Source organism: Pseudoalteromonas sp. MEBiC 03607 (assembly GCF_004792295.1).
GTDB lineage: Bacteria > Pseudomonadota > Gammaproteobacteria > Enterobacterales > Alteromonadaceae > Pseudoalteromonas > Pseudoalteromonas lipolytica_C.
In genome coordinates, this window is record NZ_SRRY01000001.1 from 2,124,318 (window position 1) to 2,138,331 (window position 14,014).

Genomic DNA, 14,014 nt, shown 5'->3' on the forward strand with positions numbered 1-14,014 from the left:
TCAATGATTAATTTTTGCAATTAAGCACTGTGTTCAACTTCTATCCAGTCTTTTTCATCAACCCAGTTTTGCGCACCATCTTTCACTGTACGAATTGGGACGATGTAATCACAGCTGACTTGTGGTTTAACTGAGGCAAAAATCGGCACAAAGCCAAAGCTAAGAGCGGTTTCGATAATTGCTTTTTGGTTTTGTGGGTCGATATCAGCTGCTTCATCGATATAAATCGGAATACGATACAGGTTTTGCTCTTGATCACTTAATAAATAACGAATAAACAGCATGCCACAAAGTAGCTTAATGGTGATACGAGTACCGTTAGAGCCGGCTGAGTCTATTTTTTCGAAGTGTTCAGTTTCACCGGCACGATTTACTACTTCAAAACGAATATCAAATAAGTCGGTCAGTGTTAAACCTGCTTTTTCTGAGGCAAGTTTAATTAAATGATCTTTCGCTTCGTTTACCGCAGACTCGCTATAAGGCTCTTGGCTTAATAGGTCTAGGGTATCGCCTTGCTCAAACTGGTTTGAGGTACTGATAATGGTATCAATGCTATCAACTAACATCTTGCGCGGAATAACATTAATTTTGAATGCTTGAAGGTTAGAGATCCGATGCTGACTAATGCCTTTATTAAAGCTGTTCATTTCGCGGCGTAGGCGATCTAGGTCTTCGCGCAAGCCTTTAATGGTGGCGGCTACTTCGGTTAACGCAACTCGGCCTTGACGCTCAACAGCATCGCGCTCGTTATCAATGTTATGAAACGCGCTAATAAGCTTTTCGTATTTAGTAAACTCATCGTTTTCGTTATCAAACTTAGTAATACCCGCATTATAAATATGCATGTAGGTGTTACGTACGTTGATATCAAAGTTGCGTAGTTCTTGGCAGTCTTTGTTAAAGTGATGAATAAGATCACTTAAATTATCAAAATCAATACTGATTTCAATCATGTATGGCGTCACTTTGCCTGAATAAAAATCAAGCGTGTGATCAATACGTTCTGATTTAACTTGGCGTAAACGGTCAGCTTGACGCGCAAGCAGATCTTTTTTCGACTTGATAATCGAACGGCGCTCGCTGATTGAACCACTGTTCTTTTGAATGTCTTGCAGGTAGTCGTCAACTTGTTCGCGCTCTGCATTTAATTGCTCTTTTAGTAGAGTTTGTGCATCGACAGATTGCTGCATCACTTCAAATTGTTCAAAGCGTTTTAATGCTTCTTCAGAGGCCATTAGCTCATCATATAGGGCATCTTTTTCTTTTTGCTTTTCGGCGACATTCGCAGCGACTTCACGCTGCTGTTTAAACTCTTTCAGTGAGTTTTCAAGAGCAGCGAGTTGCGCGGTTAATTGCTCTTTATTTTCGCCCGTTTGCATCTGCACAGGGCTTAGTTTTTTAAGTTTAATCGTCGCGCCAGGAAGAGTTAGTACACCGCCTTTAACATTTGCCGATAACTGCTCTAAGAACTCACCAAAGGCATCTTCGTCTGTGATCTCAACATCACCATTGCTGGTGGTGGCAAACGATAAGATATCTGGGTTTAGAATACGCGAAATCTCTTCAACTTCTTTCAAAGATAAATCTTCACGCATACGGGTGAATAAATTGAACTCGAGATTCTTTAACTGCAGTTTTAAGCTCTTAATTTGCTTTTGTGTTTCGCTAATGCGGTAATCAAGGGTGTGTAAGCTTTGACCTTGGGCACTGCTTAATGAATGCGATAGCGATTCATAATCTTGCTTAAGTTGCGTAAGGCTTACTTTTAAGGTGGCTTTATTCACCAATTCAAACTCAGATTTAAGCGCTCGATAGTCTAAAAACCATTGTTCAATTTGTGTTTGTTTACGTTCAATATCACGCGATTGCTGAATATACAGCTGCTGCTTTTGTTCGAACTCATGCTTTTCGTGTTCGATATCTTCAAGGGCAATGTTTAGCTCAGATAGTTGCTCTTGTTGATAGGTTTCAAAGTCAATCAGTGCTTGGTCAATTTTTGGCGCATAGGCAGCAAGCTTACCTTTTAAAACTGTTTGGTTTTCAAGCATAGACTCAAGAGCTGCGATAGGCTCTTGCATTGACTCAAGGGCTTTTAATTCCCGTTTAGCGCGATTCACTTTATCGAATGAACGTCGCCAAACTTCATAAAAGTCGACCCGTGAGTTTGACATATGACGCTCAAATACACGTAGCATAAAGCGCTTAACATCACTGGCACCTAACTTATGCAAGTTAAGAATACGGCGGAAAATTTCTTTGTAAATCGCTGAGTCTTGCACGTTATTGAGGGGGATCATCTTTAAGTTGATATCGCCATCAAACGGAGTTGCGCCGCCAGTGAGCAGGGCGTTTAGCTCTTGCGCTTTTAATTCGATTGGATTGAAACCTTGCTCTTTTAAGTGATTAAAAAGCTTGGTGAATTTTACAATGGTCTTGCCTTGAGTGTAGTGCTCTAGGTTCAACTTACCTTGGTAGCAAAAAAACTGATGCGCATATCCGGCAATTTTACCAAGGCCAGCAACACCAATCACCACAGGACCATTAGGTAAGTCAGCTTCAAGTAAAATATAGGATTGATCTGACGAAAAGTAGAATTTTCGGGTTTCGTCTAAGTCGTGGCCATCCCATTCTGTTAAACGTAAATCATTAATCAGTGGAAATTGCAGGGCATTAATCACCGAGCTTTTACCGGTATTATTCGGTGCACAGATTGAGCTACTTTTATCCAGCGGGATCACGCATTTTGCATAGCCTGCGGTATTTAAAAGCGCAAGTTTGCTGAGTCCGTAAAGGCTTTGGCTTTGCATTATTCGTCATCTCCTAGGTAGGTTTCTTCGTTTACTTCCATTAATGCATCGATATAACGATAAATTGGCGCTTGCAGCATAAAGCCGTTTTCTACTTCGCGCGCAAGACCTAAACGTACCATTCGCAGGTAAACGTCTTTGCGTAAATCTGAGCCTGAGAATATTTCTAATTGATCAAACAGGTGCTTGTTGATTTGCACTAAGGTTTGCATCAGTTCTAGGTCGTTTACTTCATCAAACAAGGCACGCATTGGATCTTTACCGGTATTGGCATAGTGCTCAATCAAGATGTAGATAGTCAGTGCAATGGCACGCGAAATTTTACCCATGTTTGGGGTGCTTTCGTCGCTACCAAAATAGTAAAAGCCACGGCTATCGTGTTGTAGGTCATGGCCTAGGGCGCTAAATAACGCGCGATAAGCATCAATGTGTTGGTCAAGCTCTTGCCACATAAGCGTGTCTTGCTCACTAATGTGGTAGCCTGATGTGAGCTTTTTATTGATAGCTTGCAGATGCGTTAAATCATCTAAATTAATATCTGTCATGGTTATTGCTCTGTTGCTTTTTTATCGTCAGCAATCGATGAGTTAAATGGGTAAAGAGAGAAGTGTTGCTGGGCAATTTTTATTTTTACTTTCTCTTGGCTTTGGCTAATCTCAAGGTCGCCATCGCTAATTAGTTTTTGATACAAGAACAGCATTTCGTCAGCCTCAAGATCTGGGTAGCTTTCATCTAAAAAACTAAGGAGTGGCTGAGCTTTTTTGCTGGCTTTTTTAAAGCGTTTTCTAAATTGGGTTTTAACATCGTTGTAATCAGGGATATGCGGACTTTGATACGCAGGTACATCATCCTGTTCAGGAAGCTGATATTCATCGTGCTCAAAGTCGACTAAGCCTGCCATATAGGCCACGATATGACGTTGCTGACCAAGTGAAAAACGCTGTGCGTCGGAGACAAAATTAGGCTGTACCGCACTTAACATGTTATCCACGCCATTTTTACGCACTAAACCAAGCACTTTAGCCGCTTGGCGAGTAATTAGGTTATTGCGGCGTAATTCTTCACGCAGCGGCATCAGCATATCGGCGCTTTTACGTAAGCTTTCACGACCAATTAAATGCATTTCTAAAATACGGGTACGTAATTGTTCAAGCATGCGTTTGTCTTGGTATGACTTACCAAGGCGGTCAATTTGCTCTATTTGCGCGCTAATTTGCGCTTCGATGGTATTAAAGCAAGCGTGGAAGTCACCACGAATATCCACCATTTCCAGCATAGGTTCAATGTATTCATCGAACGCTTCAATGACTGCTTGATAGCGCTTTTGCAAAGATTGCACTGCATTGTTAGCTTTGGCTTGCTCAACAATATTTAAAATTGCGTTTTCATTATGGGCAAACAATTTCATTATTTTGCGAACCCGATCATCCATAATGCGGCTAAAGCGGCGTAGCTCGTCGTGATCTTCAATTTCACCCGCTTTAGCAAGGCGGTTACCAAGGCGAGCAAGGTCATCAACGAGCACACTAATTTCTTGGGCAAGACCTAGGTGCTCTTCTTGTAGCAAGAAAGTTGCAAAATCGGCGATCGCGCGGTTGATTTCTAACTGCGATGACTTAGCCAGTGGGATAATGATGTCTTGATTCAATAAACGATTTGTTTCTTTATAAATGCGTTCATTTGACCAAGTAGGTTGTTTTTGTTTTATCGCATTTTGTACGTCTTTCAAGCTGAAATCAGCCATTTTAAAACGTTTAAATAATAGTTCTAACACCCCCCAATGCTCTGTAAGGGTATTTAATAACTTTTTAGCTGGGATCATAAGGCTCCAGTAAATTCAGACTTTGGTGTTAGCGATTAGTAGTAAATTATGTAATTGAGAATAGTTTTATGCTGTCGATGCTGCTAGAATCCGCGCCGAAACACTCGTCTTACAATTTTTACATTATTATAAAGGTTGTTCAAATACCATGGTAACCCCACTTATCCTAACCCTGATAGCGGTGGCATTTTTGCTTATCGTTATAGAGGATATTATCCATGTTAACAAGGCCAAAACGACGCTTTTTTTTGGTACTTTATGCTGGATTATCTTATTTATCTCTCCGATTCATGGGCAAAGCCCAGAAACCATACAACATCAACTGGATCACAATATATTAGAAATCGCGACTTTGTGGCTATTTTTAATGGCTGCGATGACCTTTGTAGCGTATTTAAACTCTAAAGGCTTTATCCAGAATATTGTGCATAAAATTATGCCAAATCAAATCAGTGAACGAAAGCTGATGTTTTTGATTGGTGGTTTTGCGTTTTTATTTTCATCAATATCAGACAACATAACGGCAACTTTAATCTCGCTTGCGGTAGTGATGTCACTGAAGTTAGATCCTAAAAAATTAATAAAATACGCAACCTTAATTGTATTCAGTGTTAACTCGGGTGGGGTGTCGCTGATCACCGGTGATGTTACAACACTGATGATTTTCTTAGACGAAAAAGTCACCATTGCTAACTTGTTATTATTAATTGTACCTGCACTTGCAAGTGTTGCATTGTTAGCGGCAATGTTATCGGTGGGTATGTCGGGTAATGTGGTATTTGAAAAGCAAACGGCTCGTCGTATTGAAAAAACCGATATTACCATTGCGGTTATCTTCTTCTCGACGATTATTGCTACGTTAACGCTGAGCGTACTTTATAGTGTGCCACCGCTATTAACCTTTTTATTTGGTTTATCACTGATGTTTTTGGTTGCGCAATTTTTAATGCGCAAAAAAGATGTGAACAAAAAAATCATCGATTATATTCGTGAAATTGAGTACGACACCTTATTGTTCTTCGTGGGTGTATTATTGCTGGTTGGCGCATTAAAAGAAGTTGGCATGCTTGCTAAATTTACTCATCTTTATGAATTGATGGCGCCTGAATATGCCAATTACTTAATGGGGCTATTATCGGCGGCGGTAGATAACGTACCTTTAACTGCAGCACTCTTAAAAGCTGATATTGTGATGAGTCCACAGCAATGGCTATCGTTTACTTACGCAACTGGGGTAGGTGGCTCAATGCTTATTATCGGTTCTGCGGCGGGTATTATCGCTATGAGTAAAGTAAAAGCGCTTACATTTATGAGTTACCTAAGAATGTCGGTGTATTTATTGATTTCATACACCGTAGGTTATTACGGTTCGCACTTAGCGGGCAGTTTAATTTCATAAAACAACTTGACAGCTAGACGTCTAAACGTTAACTTTCGAAGCCTGCTTTTAACAGCAGGCTTTGTTATTTTAACCAGGTGTTAACTTAACATTCAGAAGAGGTGCGATACTTAGGTAGTTAATGTGAGGTGACGAACGCCGATGATCATTAATGAGGGAAGTACTCGCCGAGAAAATTAGCCGGACGTCACGGTTATTTTTCGGTTTATGGGGCTGAATCCTCAAAACTGTCACCAAACTAGGTGGAGAGCTTCTGGCATGGACTACTCTTTATTTTCAAAGCACCCCCTTGCCGAGTTCTTCTTGATTTACTGTGGATAGTTTTCCACAAAAGGAGACGACATGAATACCCAATTAGCCGCCAATACAAAATCAGATTACGTTGTTGCAAAATTTGGCGGTACCAGTGTAGCTAACTTTGATGCTATGAGCCGCTGCGCAGAAATCGTTTGTGCTGATAACCAAGTACGTATTGTTGCTGTGAGTGCCAGTGCTGGCGTGACCAATCATTTAGTTGCATTGTGTAAACGTGATTTGAGCGCGGTTGAGCGTGATGAGCACATTACCGGCGTAGTCGCCATTCAAGAAGCAATTTTGGCAGAGCTGTCGCTCGATGCTGATTTAGCACATGGCTTTAATGAAACGCTTAAGGCTTTTCAAACTTTGGCATCAGAAGGGGTTAAGTCAGTAGCTGAGCAAGATGAGCTACTGAGCTTTGGTGAGCGTTTATCATCGTATTTGTTCACTCAAGTTTTACGTGGTCAAGGTCTTGATGCGGTGCGTTTTGATGTGCGTAAGGTGCTAAAAACAGATAGCCAATTTGCTAAAGCAACACCTAATGTTGCAGCAACCGCTGCGGCTGCTAAAGAGCATTTAGTGCCGCTACTTGATGAGCAAGTTGTTGTAACTCAAGGCTTTATTGGTAGCAATGAACATAATCAAACAACGACTTTAGGGCGTGGTGGTTCAGATTACAGTGCTGCATTACTCGCTGAAGCAATTAACGCAAAAAGCGTGCATATTTGGACCGATGTTGTGGGTATTTTCAGTACGGACCCGCGTTTATGCGCCAAAGCAAGCCCAATTGCTCGCTTAAGCTTTGATGAAGCGGCAGAAATGGCCACGTTTGGAGCAAAAGTGCTGCATCCTGCAACTATCTTACCAGCGAGCCGTAGCCATATTAGTGTGTTTGTTGGTTCAAGCCGTGAGCCGCAATTAGGCGGTACATGGATTGAAAAAGAAAAGTCTCAGCAACCGGGTATTCGTGCAGTAACGCAGCGTAAAAACCAAATTCTGTTAACGGTTAAAAGCCCAGAAATGCTACTAGCGAGTGGTTTCTTAGCCCGTGTATTCACCATTTTAAGTGAGTTTAATATTTCGGTTGATTTGGTTACTACCTCAGAGATCAGTGTTGCAATTACTTTAGATAACGCGCCAAATGCATCACGCCCTGAGCTTGATCAAGCTTGTTTAGATAAGCTTTCTGAGTTTTGTCATGTATCGGTTGAGAACAACTTGACGCTGGTGGCTTTAATTGGTTCTGAAATTCAATTACGTCAGCAAGAAATGAACTTAATGCAGGTATTGAGTGATTTTAATATTCGTTTAATTTGCCACGGTGCAAGTAAACATAACCTGTGCTTCTTAGTTGAGCAAAGCGAGTCAGATGAAGTCGTGCAGGCTATTCATAGCCGACTATTAGAAAGCCAAGTCGCGGCGTAACTCGTTAAAGTTAATAAAAGAGCACTGCCAGTCAGTGCTTTTTTTTGCCACAACACTTATATCAAAGCCTTCAATAGAGTTACTACTTACGCTTAAATTATGTTTGCTCAATTCTTCAAATACATTAGGAGCAAGTAGTTTCGCAATAGGCTGAGCACTTGCTTTGGCAAGCGCTTCTTTTAATGTCCAGATTCTAAAAAAGCACTGTGCCTGTTCATCGGGAGTGTCAAAACGGCTAATTAAGTCAACTTCATCTTGATGATAAAAATGCTTAGCGAGTTTGATAAAAGGGCGAGGCTTGCTGCTTTGTTCAATATCAAAACCAAATAGCTGCTGTTCTGGGTTAAGAGCTGCACCGATTAAACCATTTGAATGAGATAAACAGGCCCACACAGGTTCTCTAACCGGGGTATGTAGCTTTAGCTTGCTGTCTTTGTCATCAAACTGGCTCGATATTTCATTGAGGGCTAAATCATCATGAGGGTAAGCGTGTTGATACAAATATTTTAACGTTAGGCGAGTCGCTAAGTACTCTTGCTTGGCAGCAGGGACTTTGCGTTTTTCAAGCACACTTAACTCAAACTCACTGAGTAATTTATCAACGGGTAAACTTGCAACATCAATACGTGTTGCATCCATCAGCATAATTTTTTTGGCCGTTGATTGGCTTTGCTGCTCGATGATAAGAGTATTCGAAAAGTAGTGACAGCTCATGGTTTAACGCTTACACGAAGGCTCGTATTTAGTTTTGTTTATTTTTACAGCAGATGCACATTTATAGGCACGAACAAACGCAAATAGTTTACGCAGTTGGCTGTAATTATGGTTTAATGAGGAAAAATAATAACAGATTTGTAGATGTATGGCACAAGTTCGTGACGGCTTTCAAAGCCGATTAGGTTTCGTTTTAGCCGCTTCTGGCGCGGCGGTAGGTTTAGGTAATATTTGGGGCTTTCCAACACAAGCGGCAAACCATGGCGGCGGTGCATTTTTACTTGTTTATTTTATTGTTATTTTTTTATTAGCGCTTCCAGCTCTTTATACTGAGCTATATTTAGGCCATCAAGCACAAGCTAATCCGGTAAAAGCATTATCAAATGCATGGCAAGAGACTGCGCCTAAAGTAGGCGCTGCAGCAGGCTATGTTGGCTTGTTTGGTGCGATTGTAATGCTAAGCTTTTATTCGATTGTCGCAGGCTGGATGCTCGCTTATGCGCTTGAGCCAATCGCAAACTTCTTTGGTTTTACTGAGTTAAGTAACTTTTTGCACAGCGACTCCATGGCACGCAACTTTGTGTTTACACCGCTGATGCTTATTCTTACTGCGAGTATTATTTTAAAAGGCGTTAAATCAGGTATCGAAACTTGGTCACGCCGCTTAATGCCATTATTGCTAGTGTTATTAGTGGCGTTAATTGCTTATATCGCTACACTTGATGGTGCGATGGATGGTTTTGCAGCCTACTTAGTACCAGATTTTAGTCAAATTCTTGATGCAAACTTAATTATTGCGGCAATGGGGCAAGCGTTCTTTTCATTGTCGTTAGGTGTAGGATGTATGATGGTTTATGGCTCTTATTTAAAACCAGATGCCAACCTACCTAAATTAACAGGAACCGTGGCACTGCTTGATACCGGTGTGGCCTTTTTAGCGGGTTTATTGATTATTCCGGCTATTTTTGTTGCTCAGCATAACGGTGTAGAGGTATTTAGCGGTGGTAAATTGGTTGGTGAAGGGCAGTTAATATTTGCGATTTTACCTGAGCTGTTTAGCACTATGGGCCAAGTGGGTTTACTCGTTGGCTTATTATTCTTTGTATTAATGTCGATTGCCTCAGTGACATCAACCATCTCATCGACCGAAATTCCAGTGGCATTTTTAGTTGAGAATCACAGTATTGAGCGCAAAAAAGCGACCTTATTTGTAACGCTAGTCGTCTTTATCGCTTCATCACTTATCATCTTAAACTTTGACTGGTTATTTGGCTTAGTGATTATGGTGCTTACACAGTACCAATTACCTTTAATGGGACTGTTCTATTTCATTACTGTTGGCTGGTTATGGCAGCGTGGTAATAAATTGCATCAAGTATCTAGCGGCCCTCATTATTGGTTTGCCCAGTACATTCGCTTTGTTTGTCCGCTATTAATGACGGCGGTATTTGTGAACGTGGCGTTGTTGAAATAGAAACTTGAGTTACAAGTCTCTAGTTTCAAGGGAAAAGTAAAAGGCGTAGGGTTTAAACCTCACGCCTTTTTTAATTTAAGGTGCGCTTGCTTTAAGTAACTTCGTTAGTTAATGGTAATCCTTGGCTTATTTCATTGGCGCTTTGCAATGTAGTGCAGGCTATTTCGCTAAGTGCTTCTTGGGTGAAGAAGCCTTGGTGGCCTGTGACTAACACATTCGGAAAGCTAATAAGGCGTGAAAAAATATCGTCTTGCATGATTTCTTCACGGTGATCTTTAAAGAATAACTCTGACTCTTGCTCATACACATCAAGCCCTAAGTGTCCGAGCTTTTTAGACTTAAGCGCTTGAATACAGGCTTGAGTATCAAGAAGTGCACCACGAGAGGTGTTAATCAGCATGACTCCGTCTTTCATCTTCTTAAATGCGCTAGCATCAATTAAATGATGGGTATGCTCGTTGAGCGGGCAGTGCAATGAGATGACATCACTTTGGGTAAGCAATGTGTCTAAATCGCACAGGGTATAAGGGCCTTCACCAGCCATTGGGTCACAAACGAGTACCTTAGCTCCAAAGCCATTTAAGATATTTACCAGTGCTAGGCCGATTTTGCCACAGCCTATAATCCCGATGGTTTTTTTGAATAAGTTGAAGCCTAGCAAGCCGTTTAAATCAAAGTTACCTTCACGTACTCGGTTAAAGGCTTTATGGGTTTTTCGGTTGAGCGTTAGCATAAGGGCAATACAATGCTCTGCCACGGCTTCTGGACTATAAGCGGGCACACGGCAAACCTTGATGTTATGCTCTTTGGCAGCATCAAGATCAACATTATTAAAGCCTGCACAGCGTAATAAGATTGCCTTTATGCCTAGGGCAGCCATATCGGCAATGACGTGTTTGTCGACTGTATCGTTAACAAACACGCACACAGCATCAAAGCCTTGGCAAAGGGGGGTGGTATTGCTGTTTAAGGATTGCTCAAAATAACTGAGCGAAACAGACTCAGCGTATTCAGTTAGATTCCTTTCAAAAAACGGTTGCTCATACTTTTGCGCACTGAATAAGGCCAGTTTCATCATTTAAATTACTCTCTATCACCATTTTGAGGGTTTCGGGTTTGGTGCGCGGGGCATATCGCGCAACGAGTTGACCCTCTGAGTTTATAAGAAATTTGGTGAAATTCCATTTAATTGCGCGGTTTTGTGCTATTCCACGGGTATGACATTTTAAATAATTAAATAAAGGATGGGCCTCTGGGCCGTTCACTAACACTTTGTTAAAAATGGGAAAGCTAACATCAAAGTGTTGCTGATAAAAGGCTTGTAGCTCATTGCCATCTAGAGGTTCATTGTGGCCAAATTGATTACAGGCAAAACCGAGTACGGTAAATCCTTGCTGTTTATAGTCTTGATAAAGCTTTTCAAGGCTTGCCATTTGCACTGAAAAATTACATTTGCTGGCTATATTGACAATAAGCGCTGTTTTACCTTGTAACGATTCAAGGCTAAAGTTTTCTCCAGATGCAAGCTGGGCATTGAAACGATATATACTATCCATGTTTTACCTGTGTGTTTTTGAACTGTTTAAATGAACTTTTTTTCATTCGCTTTTTAGTTATTCGGTTGAGATAATGAAATTATTACTAATTTATCACTCAAATAGGTCAGTTTTATGTCAATGAAAGTCGCCTTCATCGGATTAGGTGTAATGGGTTACCCAATGGCGGGTCACCTTGCCAACGCAGGTCACACCGTGACAGTTTACAATCGCACAACGGCTAAAGCGCAAAAGTGGGTTTCAGAGTATCAAGGTAATTATTGTGAAACGCCAAGTGAAGCCGCTAAAGGGGCTGATATCGTTTTCATGTGTGTAGGCAATGATGATGATTTACGCTCAGTTGTTTATGGTGAAAATGGTGTACTGGCAAGCATGCATGAGGGCAGCTATTTAGTTGATCACACCACAACCTCTGCTGAGGTGGCACGTGAAGTGGGCGCTCAGGCAAAACTACAAGGTATTGCATTTTTAGATGCCCCTGTTTCTGGCGGCCAAGCGGGTGCAGAAAATGGCGTATTAACTGTGATGGTAGGTGGCGACGAAGCTGATTTTAATGTTGTTCAACCTGTAATGGCTGCGTTTAGCCGTTTTAGCCAATTATTAGGTGAAGTAGGCTCTGGTCAACTTTGTAAAATGGTAAATCAAATTTGTATTGCTGGTGTGGTGCAGGGCTTAGCTGAGGGGTTACACTTTGCAAAACAAGCGGGCCTTGATGGTGAAAAAGTGATTGAAACCATCTCGAAAGGTGCAGCTGGCTCATGGCAGATGGAAAACCGCTACAAAACAATGTGGGCTGGCGAATACGAATTTGGTTTTGCTGTTGATTGGATGCGTAAAGATTTAGGCATCGCTTTGGATGAGGCAAAGGCAAACGGCGCAACTTTGCCGATGACGGCAACAGTTGATCAATATTACGCCGATGTACAAGCTTTAGGTGGTGGCCGCTACGACACCTCAAGTTTATTAGCGCGTATTGAAGCGCTACATAAAAAGTAATATCAATAAAAAACGCGACAATTATTGTCGCGTTTTTTATTACATGCTTTGTGCATAATTGTATAACGCTTTTAAAATATGCAGATTTTTTTCGTTATCATCATTTTCATGAGCCAGATTTTCAAGGGTGATCATGAAATCTTGGCCACTGATCGAAGGGTTATCTTCGCCATGCATTAGTTTGTTTTGGCAATACTGGCGCCATTTTGCTAGCTCATCTTGGCTAAGTGTGTGTGGCCAGTTTCTAGCACGGTATCTGAATAACAAGGTAGCAAACTTTTTATCATCAAAATCAAGCTGCATTGAGGCTAATTGCTCAGGGCTTGCATCACGTATCATAGCAAATTTTGCTTTATCTGCGTGGCTGGTAAAACCATCATAAAGTTGATAATCAGGGTTAGTGGTTTCGCCGTAATCACGCTGTTCGTTAAACACTTCGGTCACTTTGTCGCGAAGTTCTGTGTTGGCTTTTAAAATAGCGAGATTTTGTAAGCATTTTTCGCGGTCAATACCTAATCGGGCTGCGTTCTCTGGCAACAAGGTTTTTGCTGGTGCAAGAATAGGGCACTTGTTTAAATGCACGAGTTTTAAGCCTACCGGTGCTTCGTCTTCTCCGAGGTCGCTGTGTTTTGTGTAAAGACGGGTGCGTAGCTCTTCAACTGATAAATCTAATAAGACTTGCGGATCTTCAGTCAAATTAAAGCAAATAATGGCGTTTTTATTGACTGGGTGAAAGCTCATTGGTGCAATCCAGCTGGTGCAACCTTGGCTTGCTGGAATTCGTGATGAAGTGTGCACCAGTGGTGTCATGTTAAATACATCAACTAAATCAGCTAGTGCTTTTTTAGAGCGTAAGCTAAAGAAAAACTGATACAACTTAGGTTGTTTTTCTTTTATTAATTTTGCCAACGCTATGGTTGCCGTTACATCACTTAAAGCATCATGAGCAGCAGCGTGTTCAATGCCATTGGCAACGGTTAAGTGCTCGAGCTTAAAGCTCGGCGTACCGTCTTCTTTGAGCGGCCACTCAATGCCTTCTGGGCGTAGTGCATAACAGGCACGCACTAAATCAATAATATCCCAGCGACTATTATTGTTTTTATATTCACGCTCGTATGGGTCATAAAAGTTACGATATAAGCTGTAACGTGTAACTTCATCATCAAAGCGAATACTGTTATAGCCCGCTACACAGGTGTTAGGTTGGCTAAATTCAGCATGGATTTTTGCCATAAACTCAGCTTCAACTAAGCCTTTTTGCATCGCAATTTGCGGGGTAATACCTGTTATTAAACATGCTTCGGGGTGGGGTAAGTAATCAGCCGCCGGCTTACAATACTCAATTAACGGTTCACCAATAATATTTAAATCAAGATCGGTACGAATGCCAGCAAACTGACTTGGACGATCTTTTTGCGGGCTTGCGCCAAATGTTTCGTAGTCGTGCCAGTAAATTGTTGGTTGTTGTTGTTCTGGATAAGCCATGCATTAAACCTTGCTAAGCGTCGAGCCGTTTTGAGTTGT

The 14,014-nt window shown here is 41.3% G+C and carries 11 protein-coding genes and 1 riboswitch; of the genes, 4 read left to right on the plus strand and 7 right to left on the minus strand.

What is annotated here, in order from left to right:
* Positions 1–20: 20 nt before the first annotated feature.
* From E5N72_RS09780 to E5N72_RS09790, 3 genes are read right to left on the minus strand one after another with little or no spacing between them, the layout of a single operon-like run.
* On the minus strand, positions 21–2,807 hold the full coding sequence (locus E5N72_RS09780) for an ATPase (RefSeq protein WP_135924268.1): 2,787 nt from the start codon (positions 2,805–2,807) through the stop codon (positions 21–23).
* Entirely contained in the window at positions 2,807–3,352 is a 546-nt protein-coding gene (locus tag E5N72_RS09785; protein ID WP_135924269.1) for a hypothetical protein, read from the minus strand. The genes E5N72_RS09780 and E5N72_RS09785 overlap by 1 nt, the downstream gene beginning before the upstream one ends.
* 2 nt (positions 3,353–3,354) lie before the next feature.
* Positions 3,355–4,629: a hypothetical protein gene (locus E5N72_RS09790; protein WP_135924270.1), complete on the minus strand. Its 1,275-nt coding sequence runs from the start codon at positions 4,627–4,629 to the stop codon at positions 3,355–3,357.
* 148 nt (positions 4,630–4,777) lie between these two features.
* Between E5N72_RS09790 and nhaD the strand changes: the two genes are divergently transcribed.
* Both nhaD and lysC read left to right on the plus strand, forming a co-directional pair.
* Positions 4,778–6,028, plus strand: a complete 1,251-nt coding sequence (gene nhaD, locus E5N72_RS09795) for a sodium:proton antiporter NhaD (RefSeq protein ID WP_135924271.1) — start codon at positions 4,778–4,780, stop codon at positions 6,026–6,028.
* An 88-nt stretch (positions 6,029–6,116) separates the two neighbouring features.
* A riboswitch (Lysine riboswitch) is annotated at positions 6,117–6,289 on the plus strand.
* Positions 6,290–6,370: 81 nt separating this feature from the next.
* Positions 6,371–7,750: a lysine-sensitive aspartokinase 3 gene (gene lysC / locus E5N72_RS09800; protein WP_135924272.1), complete on the plus strand. Its 1,380-nt coding sequence runs from the start codon at positions 6,371–6,373 to the stop codon at positions 7,748–7,750.
* On the opposite strand, the gene E5N72_RS09805 is transcribed toward lysC, so the two are convergent.
* Complete coding sequence (locus E5N72_RS09805; protein WP_135924273.1) at positions 7,727–8,464, minus strand: 4'-phosphopantetheinyl transferase superfamily protein; 738 nt, start codon at positions 8,462–8,464, stop codon at positions 7,727–7,729. The genes lysC and E5N72_RS09805 overlap by 24 nt on opposite strands.
* 148 nt (positions 8,465–8,612) lie before the next feature.
* On the opposite strand from E5N72_RS09805, the gene E5N72_RS09810 reads away from it, so the two are divergent.
* Entirely contained in the window at positions 8,613–9,938 is a 1,326-nt protein-coding gene (locus tag E5N72_RS09810; protein ID WP_135924274.1) for a sodium-dependent transporter, read from the plus strand.
* Between the two features lie 91 nt (positions 9,939–10,029).
* Here E5N72_RS09810 and E5N72_RS09815 read toward each other — a convergent pair whose 3' ends face one another.
* Both E5N72_RS09815 and E5N72_RS09820 read right to left on the minus strand, forming a co-directional pair.
* Complete coding sequence (locus tag E5N72_RS09815) at positions 10,030–11,013, minus strand: 2-hydroxyacid dehydrogenase (protein ID WP_135926271.1); 984 nt, start codon at positions 11,011–11,013, stop codon at positions 10,030–10,032.
* Complete coding sequence (locus E5N72_RS09820; RefSeq protein WP_062564542.1) at positions 10,979–11,494, minus strand: redoxin domain-containing protein; 516 nt, start codon at positions 11,492–11,494, stop codon at positions 10,979–10,981. The genes E5N72_RS09815 and E5N72_RS09820 overlap by 35 nt, the downstream gene beginning before the upstream one ends.
* Positions 11,495–11,608: 114 nt before the next feature.
* On the opposite strand from E5N72_RS09820, the gene E5N72_RS09825 reads away from it, so the two are divergent.
* Positions 11,609–12,490 carry an NAD(P)-dependent oxidoreductase gene (locus E5N72_RS09825; protein ID WP_135924275.1) on the plus strand — a complete coding sequence of 294 codons (882 nt, stop codon included), beginning with the start codon at positions 11,609–11,611 and terminating at the stop codon, positions 12,488–12,490.
* A 39-nt stretch (positions 12,491–12,529) separates the two neighbouring features.
* Here the strand turns inward: E5N72_RS09825 and sbcB are convergent, their stop codons facing one another.
* Complete coding sequence (gene sbcB, locus E5N72_RS09830; RefSeq protein ID WP_135924276.1) at positions 12,530–13,975, minus strand: exodeoxyribonuclease I; 1,446 nt, start codon at positions 13,973–13,975, stop codon at positions 12,530–12,532.
* Positions 13,976–14,014 lie beyond the last annotated feature (39 nt).

What these genes read in the sequence shown, in the direction of transcription:
- E5N72_RS09780 (WP_135924268.1), bottom strand. Translation starts at nt 2,807, where the DNA reads ATGCAAAGCCAAAGCCTTTACGGACTCAGCAAACTTGCGCTTTTAAAT.
- E5N72_RS09785 (WP_135924269.1), bottom strand. Translation starts at nt 3,352, where the DNA reads ATGACAGATATTAATTTAGATGATTTAACGCATCTGCAAGCTATCAAT.
- E5N72_RS09790 (WP_135924270.1), bottom strand. Translation starts at nt 4,629, where the DNA reads ATGATCCCAGCTAAAAAGTTATTAAATACCCTTACAGAGCATTGGGGG.
- nhaD (WP_135924271.1), top strand. Translation starts at nt 4,778, where the DNA reads ATGGTAACCCCACTTATCCTAACCCTGATAGCGGTGGCATTTTTGCTT.
- lysC (WP_135924272.1), top strand. Translation starts at nt 6,371, where the DNA reads ATGAATACCCAATTAGCCGCCAATACAAAATCAGATTACGTTGTTGCA.
- E5N72_RS09805 (WP_135924273.1), bottom strand. Translation starts at nt 8,464, where the DNA reads ATGAGCTGTCACTACTTTTCGAATACTCTTATCATCGAGCAGCAAAGC.
- E5N72_RS09810 (WP_135924274.1), top strand. Translation starts at nt 8,613, where the DNA reads ATGGCACAAGTTCGTGACGGCTTTCAAAGCCGATTAGGTTTCGTTTTA.
- E5N72_RS09815 (WP_135926271.1), bottom strand. Translation starts at nt 11,013, where the DNA reads ATGAAACTGGCCTTATTCAGTGCGCAAAAGTATGAGCAACCGTTTTTT.
- E5N72_RS09820 (WP_062564542.1), bottom strand. Translation starts at nt 11,494, where the DNA reads ATGGATAGTATATATCGTTTCAATGCCCAGCTTGCATCTGGAGAAAAC.
- E5N72_RS09825 (WP_135924275.1), top strand. Translation starts at nt 11,609, where the DNA reads ATGTCAATGAAAGTCGCCTTCATCGGATTAGGTGTAATGGGTTACCCA.
- sbcB (WP_135924276.1), bottom strand. Translation starts at nt 13,975, where the DNA reads ATGGCTTATCCAGAACAACAACAACCAACAATTTACTGGCACGACTAC.